Genomic DNA, 16,582 nt, shown 5'->3' with positions numbered 1-16,582 from the left:
GCCTGTTTATATGCACTTAGGTATGCGGTCGAGAGGACTCGAACCTCCACGGGGGTTAGCCCACACGGACCTGAACCGTGCGCGTCTGCCAATTCCGCCACGACCGCACAAGATATAAAAAAATACAGTGCAGAATATAAGTTAACATGATTTCACAGAAAGAGCAACAACAAATTTAACAAGTAAAAGCGTCTTCGGTGCCCTTGTAAGGGCAGTAAGCGTTTAAGGGAAGACTATAAGAGTATTGGTGTCACTTATACTTTCTTATATTTAAAAAAAGTGTATCGATGCCCTCAAGAGGATCATCGATACACTTTTAGTTAGAACAATAGAATTATGATGCTTGTCCAAGCATGCGATAGATGATAACCGCTGCTTGAGCGCGATTAGCTATACCCTTAGGTGCAAATTTCCCACCATCAACACCGTTGACGATTCCCAATTGAGTTAGCTGTGCGATAGCCTCTTGTGCATAAGGAGCAATACTGGATTTGTCTGCAAACTTACCCAATGCTGCATTTTTATCAATCGGCTGTAGTTTGTCTTTCAGTGCGTTAGCAACCATAATGGCCATCTCTTCACGAGTCACTTCACGACCCGGTTCAAATTTGCCATTTCCAGAGCCTTGTACAAGTCCAGCCTTCACCGCAAGGGCGATAGAATCCGTGTACCAAACTCCTTGTTTAACATCGTTGAACGAACTGGTTGTCGCTGAACCCGTAAGATTCAGTGCGCGTACCAGCATCGTAACGAACTCTGCTCTAGTCACTGTTTTGGTTGGCGCAAAAGTATTTGCATCCAGACCTTTCAGAATGCCCTTAGCAGCCAATGCTTCAATAGCTTCTTTCGCCCAAGCTACCTTGCCCAGATCCTTGAAGTTTGCTGCTGGCGCAGTAGTTGGTGCAGGTGTTGCCGTTGGTGCTGTTGATGGTGCTGGTGTTGCTGTTGGTTTCGCGGTTGGAGTAGGCGTTGGAGTTACACCGGTAGAACCGCCTCCACTGCCACTGCCTGATCCCGAATCAGCCTTTAATTTATTAATAATACGACCTTCAATGGCTGCTTTAATCTCTTTGCCATTAAACGTTTTTACAATGTAGTCGTAGAACACGTCCAAATCAATAGGTCCAGCCAATGAATCACTAGCTTGAGTCAGAACCTTGTAGTTATCTCCACCCGCAGCCATAAAGTTATTTACTACTGCTGTATATTTCTGCGTAGGATTAATTGGTGTTCCATCAGTTAGTGTGAGGCTCGCAATACGATCGGCTACTGGCAGATACATATTCGCTGTATATTTCAGTCCGGAAATTTGCAGCGTTTTGATATCTGGTGTTCCATCAGCTTTTACATTCCATTGCTGTTGCAGCAATGTTTTGATTTGCGCTCCGGTTAGTGTCAGCTTCACAAGCGTGTTGCCGAATGGCTGAATTTTAGCCAGATCGCCGAAGGTTACAGGACCTTTCGGAAGGTCCGCACGGATACCGCCTGGATTCATAAAGGCGAAATCGGCAGCTTTTGCACCATCGCCGAAGTCAGCATTACGCATAGAGTCAGCAATCAGATTACCAAGTGCAGCCTCATTATTGTAAGCATCGGTACGAGTGATAGTTCCGTCCGTTGTACCCACTGGTTGAGTGAGCTCAGGATGCTTCTCAAGGTAAGCATTAACCAGTGCCACACTTTCCGGATCTGGTGTTACCCCATCATGGAAGGTGGAAGTTACCACAGCAGACTTGTCCTTCACGTCACCTGTTTTAGGATCAATGATCAACTTGATATCCTCAAATGCTGTACCGTAAGAATAAGCTTGTACAATCAGCTTGCCGTTTACTGTTCCATTTGCAAGTGCATGGTTATCACCAGCAACGATAACATCAACAGGGGATTCCGCAGGAAGCGCATTGGCTAGATCAGCCGCTTCACCTGTAGTCACACCATCTTTGGTTGTTGCAGGATCATGTGCAAGCACGATAATCGTCTCAACACCTTTAGATTGAAGCTCCTTAGCGTATTTCTCAACAGCCGCCACTTCCTCTTCAGGCGTGAGGAAATGCACGCCAGCCGTACCGGAAGGTGCCACCTTACTTGGTGTGGATTTCGTTACAAGACCAATAAAGCCGATCTTCACACCGCCTACTTCTTTGATTACATAAGGATTAATAATTGGCTCGCCAGTTTTGGCATCCACTGCATTCGCATTAACATAATCAAAATCAGATCCAGCATGGTTAACTTTATTATCCTTAGGGTCGACACCACCATAAAGCTGTGTCATCAGTGCATCAACACCTTGGTCAAATTCGTGATTACCAAGAGAACCCACATCAAATTTCATCATGTTCATCCAAGCATGAGTCGGCTCATCGCGCTCAAGGGATGATACTGGAGCGGATGCTCCAACGGAGTCACCATTATGGAAGAGTAATGAGTTCTCATATTTTGCACGAGTTGCTTTCAAATAAGTCGCGAGATAGGCTGCTGTGCCTACAGACTTATTGTTCACTGTAGAAACAGTGTCGAGTTGACCGTGGAAGTCATTAATTCCAAGAAGGTGAACCTCCACATCTTCCGTCGGTGCAGGTGTCTTCACACTTAGATCTAGCTTGAAAATTCCAAAGCCCTTATTATCTTGCTGTCCAGTATCGGAAATGTTCGCTGGGAGTACATTTGCCGCTTTAGGTGTTGTTGTAAATGTAACATTCACATTGCCTTTGATGGGTGCCAAGGACCAGTTACCATCAGCAGTTGGATCAATCGTACCAGCTTCACTGATGTAGTCCATCAGAACCTGACGATTCTCATCTTGAGAGTCTACAACCAGCTCTGCACCTTTAACACCCGGGAAGTTCCCGCCACCACTTGCGCGGTAATTATTAGTAACAACAATGAAATCCTGATCTAGATCTAAAGGTTGATCATTGTAAGTGACATCCGTTACACGACTCGAAGAAGCATCATTAATCGTACCATCCGGATTGTACTTCGCGTTTTTCGTCACATCAATTTTATATTGAACCCCATCGATTACATCGAAGTTAAAAACTGAAAATTTCGTATTCAACAGAGACTGCGGAGTCGAGATCCCTGGTTTGATGCGGTTAAATGCGCCCGCACTCATTTCCAGCCATTCTTTTACAACAGTACCCTTAACTTTGATTGCTTTAAGGGTATTATCGTATAAATACAGGTCACTTGCGCTACGAATAGTCAAGTCACCCTTATCAATACTGGTGTACTCATCAGGTCCGTTGCGTCCTGCTTTAAAAGGAGCACCAACACTAAGAATGGCAAGGTCCTTATATTGAGGAACATTGATATCAATATAATTCTGAACGTACCACTTTTGTGCATACGTAACAAGTTGAACCGTAGGATCATCCTGAACCATTGCGAAATAGCTGTTCATCGGAGCTGTTGTAACACCAAGCTTTTGTCCAGTATAAGCAATAGTAGCCTCATGTGCTGCTGCAACAGCTGCATCTACAGCCGCATCAGGCTCAACCAGTGGTATATTCACTTTATTCTCTGTCTTATAAATAGAACGAGCAGAAGCTTTTGAACTTTGCTTGTCTACCGTCCAGTCACTACCATCGTATACAATGTTCAGATCGATTAGACCCAAATAAGCTCCGCCGTAACCAGCTTGTACAGCAGGCGTACCGTTAATGTGGCCATTCACATTATCGATCACAGCCTTTTCGTTTGCATACGGTTGTTTAGTAACAGGATCTTTGAACGACGCGTCCAACGTATCGTTATTCCCTGTTGGGAATACCTTATGCGTATGAGAGAACGTAATCGCATCAATATTAGGAACCTTACTCAAAGCGTTAATATCATTCTCAGAACCGTCTCCAACAACGGCGTTAACATCAAACCCCGTATGGGCCATAGCAACAATAATATCTGCTCCCTTTGCTTTCATTTCAGGAACAAATTTTTCTGCCGTTTTAGCAATATCTTCAACGACAACTTTGCCTTCCAGATTAACCTTGTCCCACTCCATGATTTGAGGAGTAACTAGGCCGATTAGACCAACTTGAATCGTCTGCTCATCGCCGTTACTATCCGTTACTTTCTTAGGAATAATAACATAAGGTTGATAAGCATTTGTAACGCCATCCATTTTATATATATTGGCATTCACATAATCAAAATTGGCTCCAGTAGTCATCTCATTACCAGCGCTACCGTTTATCGTACGATCTAAAAATTGTAATCCATAATTGAATTCATGATTACCAAAAGTCGCAGCATCATATCCCATAGCGTTCATGGCTGCAATCATCGGATGGATATCAGTGACATTAGTAGGATCCTTCAGATCCGATTCCTTCGCCACATAAGTACCTAGCGGAGTTCCTTGAATCAAGTCCCCATTGTCGAGCAGGAGGGTGTTGGGTTCTTCACTTTTGGCTTGTTTCACCAAGCTTGCTGTGCGGTCAAGACCGACAGTTACTGAAGCCGCATTCTTAAAATAGTCCCAGCCGTAGACATTGGTGTGCACGTCCGTCGTGCTCATCAGCCGGAGTTTGGCTGTGGCTGCGGATGCTGCTTCAGCTTTATCTGTACCCCAAGCTGCACCCAAACCAATACCTCCAAACACCTGCAAAGAAAGCACTGCAGTTGCTAATACAGAAGCAATCGGCTTATTCCATCGTGTCTTCCATCCCATAATAATATTAGTCCTCCCTATCATTTTCACATAATTTCTGTGATATTATATCACACAAACATAACCAATTATCATATAATTGTAAAAATAATATAAAACAATGTTAAATATAATAACATAAGAAGAAAGACCTAGACTTATGAATCCGTTTTTATAGGTCAAGAGTCAATAGATGCAAAAAGAACACATCTTCACCAGATGTGTCCTAAAAACAATCCTATATAAAGTCTAGAAAAGTCGAATCTATATCTGGCACTACTTTTTACCCATTCATAGCAGTAATCCCAAAACAAATTGCAGTTATTAGAGATAAGGGTGTCATTACAAGTTTTTCTTTCATGCTCCTCGACAATAAGTTCATTATAGTATTAAGCATTAAATAGACGGCAAAAAAATAACATACCCTTCTATCAAAAGGTAATCCAATAGAGATCACATTCCCTGCCTGCAATAAGTACAGGATGGCAATTAGCTGTATCACTACTGAAACTCCACACGCGACTCTCATTTGTGGAGGCATAATTCTATGCCTTCCTCCCATTGCAAATTCCCCATAAGGCAATCCCAGAGACAGCAGTATATAAAGAATCACTGCTCCCAAAAAAGTAATACTCCCAATCCATGCTGATATCAAGTTTTCACCCCTCCATAATTTATTTATCACACATTAAATTATATGAGTGTAATGAATTATTATGGGCATCAACACAAGTGGTAGCTCTTTCACCCAAATATTTTTTTATGATGAACTAGCACAAGCAACACAAAAATATCTGAGTAATATAGAAGTAAATAGACCAATGAGGTGATCCACAAATGGCAAATACAACGAAGATTCGCAAACGTGCTGAACAGCTGAAAGGTAGACCCGTGTGCATTACGTTACATGATGGACGTACGTATATAGGATGGATAACCGGCCTCGATAAGAATGGACTGACCCTTTCCAAACCACGTAAAAACAAACACAGAAAATCAAAAAAACACTCTTCTTCCCGCTCCCGGAAAGCAAACGTATCAGGATTAATGCCCTTATTCGGCTCACTTTTCGGAATGGGTGGAGGCGCTCTAGGCTCCGCAGGAGCAGGGGCTGCCAGTTCTGGAGGCGGTGGTTTTGGCGGATTTGGCGGGTTCGGGGGAATCGGCAACTTTATTGGAATGGTACAAAAAACTATGCCGGTTATGAAGATGGGCTACAATATGATTAAATCTATTTCCCCCTTCCTTAACGGGCTAAAAGGATTAATGGGATAATCAAAAGACACCCCTCAAGGTGTCTTTTATTTTTGCTCATAATCTTATCAGGTTCTTTAACAATCTGCCTGCAGATCTTAACCGTGGACGTTTTAAATGCTCCTGTACATAACGATAATTCGTCAATTCAACCTTAGCATCACTGAGGGCATAGGTAAAATCATCATCAAAGGGCAACTTATACTCCCAAACTCGCTTACTCCAGTGCGGAATATTTGCTTGCATCCATGGATCGTCTATCCCGGGATGAATATAGGTCTCACTAACGCCATCCGGCAACGAATACAGCTTAGCAATAATAGATCTTTTAAACCTTTCATACGTCTCGCCTTCCTCTACACCAAAAGGATGCGATAGCAAATAGTCGGGAATCGGCACCCCAAACGTATCCGCCAGCCCTGCTCCAAGGGCAACTGGTCGTTCAATATTTTTCAGCGATGCCAAAAGCGGATCCTCAGCATGGATGTATCTGAAGAATCGTGAGGGCAATCCCCAGCGGGAAATTTTCCACAACGTCTGCGGAAGCAAGCTGCGTCCTGTTTCCATTCCGTATAAACTACCCATGTGGTTGTCTACATGGCTAATCACTATTCCCGACTGTTTTACTCGCTCGTACTGCGCATCTATCTCCTTTAGTACGGCTTTTGTCTGCGCCCCCTGTTCGAACTCTTTTACCGTCCTATATTGATGTCCGCTCTCGTCATGAAGAGAAGTCTCTCCCGTCAGGCTCGCCCAGCGCAAAGCCTCAAATTCACTAGTCATCGTCAAGTGAAGTCCCACATTCCGTTGTTGCCTGCGAATACACCATGCAGCTGCCTCCTCAAACCCAGGGGCCACCGCCATAATCGTTGCTGAGGATACCTTTTCCTCTTCCAGCAGATGTTTAATCGCCTGATTCATGGGGGGACTTTGCCCAAAATCATCACAATTGATGATTAATTTTTTGTTCATAGTCAGCCTCACCTCTCAAAGAGTCCATAAATGTAAATTTCATTGTGAAGGATATGACAACAGCTATGGCCAACAGACATAATGGCACCACACTTATTAAATACCTAAATGTCGCTTCAGGATTGGACCCTGGGTCATCGCCGCCTTGATAGCCAAAGATCATACCTACAATGAAAAAAGCTAACGCAGAGATTAACCCGCTTGAACGAGTAATGAATCCGCTTACAGCCGTGTAGATTCCTTCTCTTCTCAGACCTGTTTTTTCCGCATCCTCATCAATAATCTTGCCACCTACTATTGCTGGGGTCACTAGAAATCCGGCTAATCCGAAACCGACAACTACGCCAGCAGCCACACCACTTAAGAGATCATAACCAAACCATAACGGAATTACCGATAACGCATATAAGATCAGTGATAACCGCCACGCCTTAACCCCGTCCATCTTACGAATCATCCAGTACCACACGAATACTAATGGAATGACCGAAACAAAAACAGCTACAAGTAAAATCGATACCTGAGCCTCGGAGATATGAAGTACATATTTTGCATAAAAAGGAATCATCGAGCTTACAAGTCCATTCACCGTTTGGGCAAAAGAGTTCGAAATATTAAACACCCAAAACTTTTTATTCCGAATGGTCTCCCGAAAAGCCGGAATCAACTTCAAGGGTTCCTGCTCTGTGAGCTCCTTCTTTTCTTGGACATTCATCATACATAAAAACATAAACACTCCAAAGAGACAGGCATACACTATAGCCATATTAGAGAAACCAATAGCTGCAAAAATAATTGGGGTTAAGGCAGTACCGATTAACAAAGCTACAACTTGATAGCCTTGCTGAATCGCGGAGGCTTTTGCCCGAATACGGTCTCCACGGAAGAGCTCCGGGAGTAACGCTCCATAATTCACCCATAACACAGTGGCGACAGCCTCATAGAAAATAAGTGTGACTAGAAACCAAGTGAACAATCCATTTTCAGATAATCTGCCGGGAGGGGAGAAAACCAGTACAAATGCCAGCATGAATAACGGAATTGAGCCAAACACCCATGGTCTGCGTCGACCCAAACGAGTATCTGTGCGATCTGACCAATAGCCGAATAACGGATTGTTTACCGCATCCCAGATCAGAAAGATGGTTCTGGCTAATGTAGCAAGTCCAATGCCCAATCCTAATTTTTCAACATAAAAGTAACTGTAAAATGAACTAAATGCCTGACTGGGAACCATCATCGCAAACATCCCTAAAGCAAAGGTGTACGGCGAATTGATCCATTTATGCTTCACTCACATACCTCCCCTATGGTAAAGATCCGGTTGTAATATATTACCATACCGAAGAGAGAACGCCATCAAATTTTTCCTTAGCAGAAACTACGGATAAAAAAAGAGGCCCCGCAGACCATCAACAAATGGCTGCGGAGCTTTTTCATAACTAGACTATAAAACATCCTTCAGCTTGCTCCGGCTCTGAACATCCAGGGCTAGATAATCACGGATTTCGCATCTTTTTCCATTGATATCCGTAAGAATGATTCGTTTATGACTTGGATACTGCATATGCTCGTGCAGGTTCCGCATAACGATCCGGGTCTGGCCCAGATTCGTTTGCAGCTCCCAAATCCACATATCCGCTTTTTGCTTAATAGAATCAATGCGGGTTACAACCGGGAGAAAATACCGCAGCCGGAGCTCTGTATCCACTTCCACCCGACTTTCTTCATCGAGCTGATCAATGTCACGAATGACCCCGATTTCCTCACTCTTGGAGTTACGGACGGAAATATACTCCGTGGTGTATTGAAAAGGAAATATTCGAAAAAGAATTAATTCCTCATATACCTGACCCTCCACCACTCCTTGAAACACGCCACCTTGACTGCGGCTAAAAGAGATTGCACCCGGTTCAAGAATGTTAATCTCATAGGGATCTTTAGGATTCAATTCCCCGTTAACAAGATTCGGATCACTCATGCATCTCAACCCCCTTAATCTGCGACATTTCCTTCTGTGCCTCAACTAGCTTGAAGTAAGCACCTTCTGCAGCAAGCAATTCCTCATGTGTACCCACTTCAATGATCTTCCCGCGTTCAAGCACTACAAGACGGTTCGCATTTCTTAGCGTGGATAATCGATGGGCAATCGCGAATGTCGTTCTGCCTTTTACCAGTCGCGAGATCGCTTCTTGAATTTGCCGCTCGGTCACTGTATCTACAGAAGCTGTTGCTTCATCTAGGATTAGAATTCGCGGATCGTGAATTATTGCTCGGGCAATAGACACTCGCTGCTTCTCTCCACCGGACAATTTATGGCCACGTTCCCCAACTCTTGTATCATAGCCATCCGGCAATTGAACGATAAAATCATGGGCGTTGGCAATTTTTGCAGCCCGCATGATTTCTAATTCCGTAGCGTCCGGTTTAGAATAGGCAATATTCTCAGCTATCGTTCCGTCGAATAGAAACGTCTCCTGCAGCACTACACCGATCTGACTACGCAGATCTGACTGGCTGATATTTCGGATGTCCACACCATCGATGGTAATGGTTCCCTCATCTGTGTCATAGAAGCGACAGATCATATTAATGAAAGTCGACTTACCGGCACCTGAATGTCCGACCAGACCAATCATCTCGCCCGCACCCACTTTTAAATCCACGTTCTTGAGCACAGGATGATGTTTTTCGTATCCATAAGTAACCCGCTTAAACTCAACCTCACCGTTTACGCGGCCGATGGCTGCTGGATTCACAGTATCAGGCACATCTGACGGTGTATCCATAATTTCAAAGACCCGATCTGCTGCTGAAATCGCATGGCTGGCCCAGTTGATCATTTGGCTCACCCACTGCAAAGGTCCGAGAAGCATCCCAAGGTAGGTCACCAAAGCGATTAGCGTACCGATGGATAATTGGCCCTGTAGCACCGTTTTCCCGCCATAAAACCAAATTAATAACGTACCCACACCAGCAACCAACGCAAAAGCAGGAAACATCCCCTGCCATAAGCCTTCGATCCGAATATTATGCCGAACCAGCTCCTTATTGGCGACTGTATAACGTGACATCTCTGTTGTTTCCTGACCGAATGCTTTGACTACACGAATCCCCTGCAAAGAATCGCCAACCAAAGCGTTTAATCTAAAAATAGATCTCCACTGCTGGTACCAACGTCTGCCAATCATCGGCCATAACACGGTCGACAGCACCACCATAAGCGGCATAGGCAGCATAGCAAGCAGCGTTAGCTTCCAATCCATACTGAACATAATAGTGAAAATAGCGATTACCCGCAGCGATTCACCCGAGACCCAGATTACACCGTCAGTCATAAATTGCCGCATCGCCTCTGAATCATTATTCACCCGTCCAATAAATTGCGAAGATTGTCTTCGGTCGAAAAAAGATAAAGATAATTTCATCAAGGAATGATACACATCATGACGAAGATCACCCATGATTTTGGAACCAATCCATACCCCTATAAGTCCACGTAGCGTCTGCATTAAAGTAATTACTAAGGATGTGGCTGCTAGCCCGATCACAATCCATAGAAGCGTTGAGCCCATATCCTTTTCTGTCAACACATTATCAACGATCATCTTCGTCAAAAATGGTGGAACAAGCTCTACCAATGTAGTAAAAATCAACATAATCGCCGCGGCGATCATTTGGATCTTATAAGGCTTAGCATAGCTCAGCATCCGAAATAGAACCTTGCCGTTACTCTTGCACACCGGACAAGCTTGCGAATCCTCCGGCAGTGGATTGCGGCATTTTGGACAATTCCTTGGAAACTCTTTTTCAGAAGCGGTTGGCCGTTCCTCGCCTTTAGCTACAGCGCCAATTAACTTAGAAGCAAAACCAAATATAGAGGTAAGTGATGCTGTATAACGTATAAGTATAATAGGCCCCTCTTGGGCATCCACAAGCAACGATCCGCCGCCTACCCCGCCTACTACCCGGGCATCAGTAATATTCGAGACTAGAAGCTTTGAGACCAGTTTCCCGTCCGTCCCCCAAACGGAAACCTCCTTCTCAGTCAATACAAGCCACTGCTCACCGAATTGCCCATCTTTCATTAAATCAGATACAGAGTGAAATAAAGGTTGTTCTGTAAGCTGTATTTCTATAGACTTGGGAAGTTTATCAATAGATGTCATACATTTCTCCCCCTTTCTTTACCCACCTATTTACTCACATATATTTACAGTGGTAAAGATGAAAAAATGATTATAATTGTTTTGTATGGTTATTTAAACAAATAAAAAGACACCTCTAAAGGTGTCTTTTTGTATTACTTCCTATGGTACTGGCTATACGCTTATTTCAAAGCTTTCCATACCCAGTTCTCTACTTCTGGCAAATCAATACCCTCTTCACGAATGAATTGGTGATGTTTCTTAACGATAGCATCCATTTCATCTGCGATCGCTTTATAGTCGTTAGCATTAGGTAAGCTCAGAACAGCTTCCTTCGCCAAGTCAAAGCGGTCCATTTGATTCAATACGCGCATATCGAATGGTGTTGTGATATCGCCATTCTCGCGGTATCCGTGTACGTGCAGGTTATGGTTATGGCGATCAAAGAACAGGTCTTTAATCAGACCTTCATATCCGTGGAAAGCAAAGATAACTGGTTTATCTTTTGTGAAAAATTGATCAAACTCTTCGTCAGATAAGCCACGCGGATCTAATTTTTGACTTCTCAGTTTCAACAAGTCTACCACATTGATATATCTAATCTTAAGGTTCGGCAGTTTTTCATGCAGGATAGAGATGGCAGCCAAGCTTTCGATAGTTGGTTCTGTACCTGCAGAAGCAAAGACAACATCAGGCTCTCCACCTTGATCGGTGCTTGCCCAGTCAATAATCTTCAGTCCTTTATCCACCAGCTCTTGTGCTTCATCCGCACTGAACCATTGTGGACGAGGATGTTTGGAAGAAACAATCAAGTTAATTTTTTGACGGTCATTTAAGACGGTGTCAAAGACAGCCAGCAAGGAGTTGGCATCAGCCGGCAAATACTCACGGATAAATTCTGGTTTTTTATCAGCCAAGTGACCTAGCAAACCTGGATCTTGGTGAGTGTAACCATTGTGGTCTTGTTGGAATACAGTTGAAGTTGCTACCACATTCAATGATGGAATATCCGCACGCCAGCTTTGATCTGTTGCTTTACGCAGCCATTTGAAATGTTGAGTAATCATCGAATCCACGACACGCAAGAAAGCTTCATAGCTTGCAAAGAAACCATGGCGACCTGTCAATACGTAACCTTCAAGCAAACCTTCTGCCTGATGTTCAGACAATTGGGAATCGATAACACGGCCATAAGAAGCTAGGAATTCATCATTCGGCTCAATCACTTGATCCAACCATTGACGTTTCGTCACTTCAAAGACAGGTCCCAGACGATTGGACATTGTTTCATCCGGTCCGAAAATTCTGAAATTGCGGTTCTCTTCGTTCAGAGAGATAACATCTTTCATGTATTTACCCAGAACGGCCATATCTTGTGCTATTACTTCACCTGGTTTGGAATTATCAAGTGCGAACTTACGGAAATTCGGTAAGTTTAGATCTTTAATTTGGTTGCCAGCATTAGTAACTGGGTTCATTCCCATACGTCTGTCGCCAGTTGGCAGAATCTCAGCAAGTTCAGCGTTCAGACGACCATTGTCATCAAATAATTCTTCTGGTCTATAGCTGTTCATCCACTCCAATAACGCCGGAGCATGCTTCATATTCTTTTGATCCACTGGAATCGGCACCTGATGGGCACGGAAAGAGTTCTCATTCGGAACACCATCCCATTGCTTTGGACCCGTCCAGCCCTTAGGAGAACGGAAGACCAACATTGGCCAAACCGGACGCGTAAGGTCATTGTTGTCACGTGCATTCTTTTGAATCGCTTCAATTCTTTCAACGATGGTATCAAGCACCTTAGCCATTTCCGGATGCATTAGATCAGGATTTTCGCCTTCAACGAAGAACGGTTCCCAACCCATACCTTTAAAGTATGCAGTAATTTCTTCTTTGGATTGACGAGACAGAATCGTTGGGTTACTGATTTTGAAACCATTTAAGTGCAAGATCGGCAGAACTGCACCATCAGTAACTGGATTGATGAACCGGTTGGAGAACCATGAAGCCGCTAATGGGCCAGTTTCAGCCTCTCCATCACCAATAACAACAGCGGAGATCAAATCTGGATTATCCAGAATTGCACCTACACCATGGGATAGAGAATAACCTAATTCGCCACCTTCGTGGATCGATCCAGGTGTTTCAGGGGCAGCATGGGAAGCAACTCCACCTGGGAAAGAGAATTGTTTGAACAATTTCTTCAGGCCTGGGATATCTTGTGTGATTTCCGGATAAATTTCAGTATAGCTACCATCGAGATAGGAGTTCGAAACCATGACCTGACCGCCATGACCGGGACCCTCGATATAGAACATATTCAAATCATATTTAGTAATGACCCGATTCAAATGGGCATAAATAAAGTTCTGGCCAGGAATAGTTCCCCAGTGTCCAATGGGCTTAATCTTTACGTCTGCTTCTTTCAGCGGTTCTCTTAACAACGGATTATCTTTCAAATACAGTTGACCTACAGAGATGTAGTTAGTTGCGCGCCAGTATGCATCAAGCTTCTCTAAATAAGTTTTTGATGAGTAATCAACATCCATGGATAATACCATTTCTTCCACTCCCCAAAATTTTTTCTGTGTCTACATTGCCGTAATTTCTTCCACAAGTACATCATACCGCCGCGAAAAATTAATTCAACCTTTTCAACAAATGATACGGTCCAATTTTGTGAAAATATGAACATAGTATGAAAAACGGTGTCAATTGTCAGTAAAAATAAGTCAATATTAATATATATGTAAAAATATGGGCTGGAGTTTGCGGGGGATATTTACTACTTGTCCCTCATCTATTTTGCGCAAAATAAAAAAAATAAGACCGAGAAAAATTCCCCAGTCTTACTTTTAATGAACGGACACAAAGGTATTAAATTTTAAGTATTTATAGTGGAAGCGCATATGGGAGAATTCAAATGGCGTGCCATTATCTAAAAAGAAAATCCCTTCCATAATGCTTACTGGCTCATTTGCCTGCAAATGCAGCAGCTCTTGATCCGTAGCCTCAGAGGGTTCTGCGGATATCGATAAAAAGGATTTGGTTACCGCCAGATTTCGTGAATCCTCCAAATAATTAAAGATAGATCCTTCAATAATGGTCTGATTTAAATTCTGTACAATTTTGATTGGGATATAACCTGTTTCAATCATAAAGGGTTCATCATCAAAAAGACGCAAGCGAATGATTTTGTATACAAAATCATGTGGGCCTAAAAACAGATCCCGTTGTAGTTCTTCCGTTGGTGGAATGACCTCAAATTTCAAAACTTTAATCTTTGGCTTCTTCCCATTCATTTGAAAATTGTCGGTGACACCTAAATTAGAGCCTTCGTAGTTAAAAATAGATTCATTTTTTATGTATAAAGGATTTATAAATGTCCCTGAGCCACGCTTTTTAAAAATAATGCCGGCATTTGCCATTTTAGTCAGAGCACTTTTAATAGAACTACGACTCACTTGATAAGTTTCACTAAGCGTTCGTTCATCCGGTAATTTCATATCGGGAAACTGCCCAGCAAAAATTTTCATTTTTAAGTCATCAATAATTTGTTTGTAGACAAACTGTGTCATGAAGTACTCCTTTTCAGGTCGATACAAGTTTTATTTCAATCTTTACTATAACATAATAACCAGACGTTTATAATCTATCCGGCCAGCTTATTTACGTCGGCGATTTGTCATGCGATTGTACATCACTAAACCGGCAATGACCATGCCCAGCGTCCCCATACTACTTGCTGATTCAGCCTGCATACCAAACAAAATGCACAGGTTAGTGACCAAGCTTTTTGTAAGTACAGCAACAATAATTAACATCAACGGGCGCCAAATGTTGTATCTTCTCATCCAGGCAACACTCCTAATCCAATTTTCTCAAACTATTGATCGATTTCATCTATTATATCACAAGATAGTAACCGCATTCATTTCCTATAACCGTAAAGGAATCGAAGCACACCTGCATTTTTTACTTCCCTCTATCTTTTTCTGTATTCTAGCCTAGCGAACGTGACGTCTATGCGTCATATTCGCTTTCAATTCCTCAGCTCCTCCCATTCGTCAATTACGTCTTTATTCGACTTTTGGTCTGGACTTATCCTTTTTCACGGATTATAATAACGAATGCACACCAAAAGACGAACATTAAGGCGGAAATTATGAGAAATTATATGCAAATATTCCTAGGCACTTCATTTTCTAGCCTATCCCCAAAAGAAATTCAAATTTTAAAAGACCATCTCTTCTGTATCAATTCGGATGGGATGATAGAAATGATCGTTGCACCGGAGCACCCCGACTATCAACCCTTGCTTGATGCTTATCAAGGTCAGGACAATTTTCATGTATTAGCCGAGGGCCAGTATTTTTTGCCCGGCTTTATCGACCTGCATGTCCACGCGCCACAATGGGCTCAATCTGGAACTGCATTAGATATCCCGCTCTATGATTGGCTAAATACTTATACCTTCCCACTGGAGTCTAAATTCTCGGACCTGGCTTTTGCAAAAAAAGTCTACGATGACGTGGTTGGTACTTTGCTCGCAAACGGAACCACTACAGCACTTTATTTTGCAACGGTGCATAAAGAGGCCAGTCTATTATTGGCTAAAATATGTGCGGAAAAAGGGCAACGTGGACTCGTTGGAAAAGTGGTTATGGACGATCCGCAGGGAAATCCTGAGAATTACCGCGACTCCGACACCCACACCGCACTAGTGGATACGGAAGAATTTATACTAGCTGTACAAGAACTCGCTAAATCTACTAAACAAGGCGTTTATCCAGTAGTGACACCAAGGTTCATTCCAAGCTGCACTAATGAGGCTTTACAAGGCTTGGGAGAACTTGCCGCTAAATATGATACGTATGTGCAATCGCACTGTAGTGAAAGTGATTGGGCACATGGTTATGTGCAAGAACGGTTCCAGAAGAACGATGCTTTTGCCTTGCATGATTTTGGTCTGCTCAGTGATAAATCTGTCATGGCACATTGTAATTTTTTAGATGAAGATGATGTGAATTTGTTTGCAGAGACAGGAACAGCTATTGCGCATTGTCCGATATCCAACGCGTATTTTGCCAATAGTGTCATTCCGATCGCTGACTTCCATGCCAAAGGCGTTGAAATTGGTTTAGGCTCTGATATTTCCGGAGGTTTTTCACCTAGTCTCTTCGACAACATTAGACAAGCCGTTATGTCTTCAAGAATGCTGGAGGATGGAGTGAATCCCTCACTTTCTGCACAAAACCGCGGAGTACCCGGATCGCGAATTACGATCCATGAATCCTTTTATCTTGCTACCGCTGGCGGCGGAGAAAGCTTAAGCTTACCTATCGGCCGGTTACTAGAAGGTTATGCATGGGATGTTCAAATAATCGATACGAAAGTACCCTCGGCGAAATTGCCCGTCTTTGATGAGAATGAAGATTTGCAAGATATTTTTCAAAAGATAATGTATCTGGCTAGACCTGAAAATATCCGTGAAGTCTGGGTACAGGGTGAAAAAGTTCATTCGCGTTAAAGATTAATTAAACTAGAAAAC

At 43.0% G+C, this 16,582-nt stretch carries 10 protein-coding genes and 1 tRNA gene; 2 read left to right on the top strand and 9 right to left on the bottom strand.

Going from position 1 to position 16,582, the window contains the following annotated elements:
• Window positions 1-23 precede the first annotated feature (23 nt).
• Both MHI25_RS01170 and MHI25_RS01165 read right to left on the bottom strand, forming a co-directional pair.
• Window positions 24-107: transfer RNA gene (locus MHI25_RS01170), tRNA-Leu, on the bottom strand.
• Window positions 108-334: 227 nt separating this feature from the next.
• Window positions 335-4,675 (bottom strand): bifunctional 2',3'-cyclic-nucleotide 2'-phosphodiesterase/3'-nucleotidase, encoded by a 4,341-nt coding sequence (locus MHI25_RS01165; RefSeq protein WP_340394823.1) that lies wholly within the window; start codon window positions 4,673-4,675, stop codon window positions 335-337.
• An 816-nt stretch (window positions 4,676-5,491) separates the two neighbouring features.
• On the opposite strand from MHI25_RS01165, the gene MHI25_RS01160 reads away from it, so the two are divergent.
• The gene (locus MHI25_RS01160; RefSeq protein WP_076126935.1) at window positions 5,492-5,929 is read left to right on the top strand and encodes a hypothetical protein; all 438 of its coding nucleotides are present in this window, start codon (window positions 5,492-5,494) and stop codon (window positions 5,927-5,929) included.
• Between the two features lie 36 nt (window positions 5,930-5,965).
• Here the strand turns inward: MHI25_RS01160 and MHI25_RS01155 are convergent, their stop codons facing one another.
• The 7 genes from MHI25_RS01155 to MHI25_RS01125 form a co-directional block, all read right to left on the bottom strand.
• The gene (locus tag MHI25_RS01155; RefSeq protein ID WP_340394822.1) at window positions 5,966-6,880 is read right to left on the bottom strand and encodes a polysaccharide deacetylase family protein; all 915 of its coding nucleotides are present in this window, start codon (window positions 6,878-6,880) and stop codon (window positions 5,966-5,968) included.
• A complete protein-coding gene (locus MHI25_RS01150) occupies window positions 6,852-8,174 on the bottom strand; it encodes an MFS transporter (protein WP_340394821.1) in 1,323 nt (440 codons plus the stop codon). Before MHI25_RS01150 ends, MHI25_RS01155 begins: the two co-directional genes overlap by 29 nt.
• Before the next feature lie 153 nt (window positions 8,175-8,327).
• A complete protein-coding gene (locus MHI25_RS01145) occupies window positions 8,328-8,861 on the bottom strand; it encodes a DUF1854 domain-containing protein (protein ID WP_051491493.1) in 534 nt (177 codons plus the stop codon).
• Window positions 8,854-11,049: an ABC transporter ATP-binding protein gene (locus tag MHI25_RS01140; RefSeq protein ID WP_339170765.1), complete on the bottom strand. Its 2,196-nt coding sequence runs from the start codon at window positions 11,047-11,049 to the stop codon at window positions 8,854-8,856. Before MHI25_RS01140 ends, MHI25_RS01145 begins: the two co-directional genes overlap by 8 nt.
• A gap of 161 nt (window positions 11,050-11,210) precedes the next feature.
• Window positions 11,211-13,592 (bottom strand): phosphoketolase family protein, encoded by a 2,382-nt coding sequence (locus MHI25_RS01135; RefSeq protein ID WP_175618986.1) that lies wholly within the window; start codon window positions 13,590-13,592, stop codon window positions 11,211-11,213.
• Between the two features lie 294 nt (window positions 13,593-13,886).
• Entirely contained in the window at window positions 13,887-14,609 is a 723-nt protein-coding gene (locus MHI25_RS01130; protein ID WP_076126926.1) for a GntR family transcriptional regulator, read from the bottom strand.
• A gap of 87 nt (window positions 14,610-14,696) precedes the next feature.
• On the bottom strand, window positions 14,697-14,885 hold the full coding sequence (locus MHI25_RS01125; RefSeq protein WP_036687195.1) for a hypothetical protein: 189 nt from the start codon (window positions 14,883-14,885) through the stop codon (window positions 14,697-14,699).
• Window positions 14,886-15,196: 311 nt separating this feature from the next.
• Between MHI25_RS01125 and guaD the strand changes: the two genes are divergently transcribed.
• Window positions 15,197-16,561, top strand: coding sequence for a guanine deaminase (gene guaD, locus MHI25_RS01120; RefSeq protein WP_076135315.1), 1,365 nt, complete (start codon window positions 15,197-15,199; stop codon window positions 16,559-16,561).
• Window positions 16,562-16,582 lie beyond the last annotated feature (21 nt).

Source organism: Paenibacillus sp. FSL E2-0177 (assembly GCF_037992975.1).
GTDB lineage: Bacteria > Bacillota > Bacilli > Paenibacillales > Paenibacillaceae > Paenibacillus_AQ > Paenibacillus_AQ odorifer.
The sequence above is the reverse complement of the archived record's forward strand: the minus strand, read 5'-3'. Positions and strand labels throughout refer to the sequence as shown.

Bases quoted from the DNA above. Each gene is read 5' to 3' on its own strand.
- MHI25_RS01165 (WP_340394823.1), bottom strand. From the start codon at position 4,675: ATGGGATGGAAGACACGATGGAATAAGCCGATTGCTTCTGTATTAGCA.
- MHI25_RS01160 (WP_076126935.1), top strand. From the start codon at position 5,492: ATGGCAAATACAACGAAGATTCGCAAACGTGCTGAACAGCTGAAAGGT.
- MHI25_RS01155 (WP_340394822.1), bottom strand. From the start codon at position 6,880: ATGAACAAAAAATTAATCATCAATTGTGATGATTTTGGGCAAAGTCCC.
- MHI25_RS01145 (WP_051491493.1), bottom strand. From the start codon at position 8,861: ATGAGTGATCCGAATCTTGTTAACGGGGAATTGAATCCTAAAGATCCC.
- MHI25_RS01140 (WP_339170765.1), bottom strand. From the start codon at position 11,049: ATGACATCTATTGATAAACTTCCCAAGTCTATAGAAATACAGCTTACA.
- MHI25_RS01135 (WP_175618986.1), bottom strand. From the start codon at position 13,592: ATGGTATTATCCATGGATGTTGATTACTCATCAAAAACTTATTTAGAG.
- MHI25_RS01130 (WP_076126926.1), bottom strand. From the start codon at position 14,609: ATGACACAGTTTGTCTACAAACAAATTATTGATGACTTAAAAATGAAA.
- MHI25_RS01125 (WP_036687195.1), bottom strand. From the start codon at position 14,885: ATGAGAAGATACAACATTTGGCGCCCGTTGATGTTAATTATTGTTGCT.
- guaD (WP_076135315.1), top strand. From the start codon at position 15,197: ATGAGAAATTATATGCAAATATTCCTAGGCACTTCATTTTCTAGCCTA.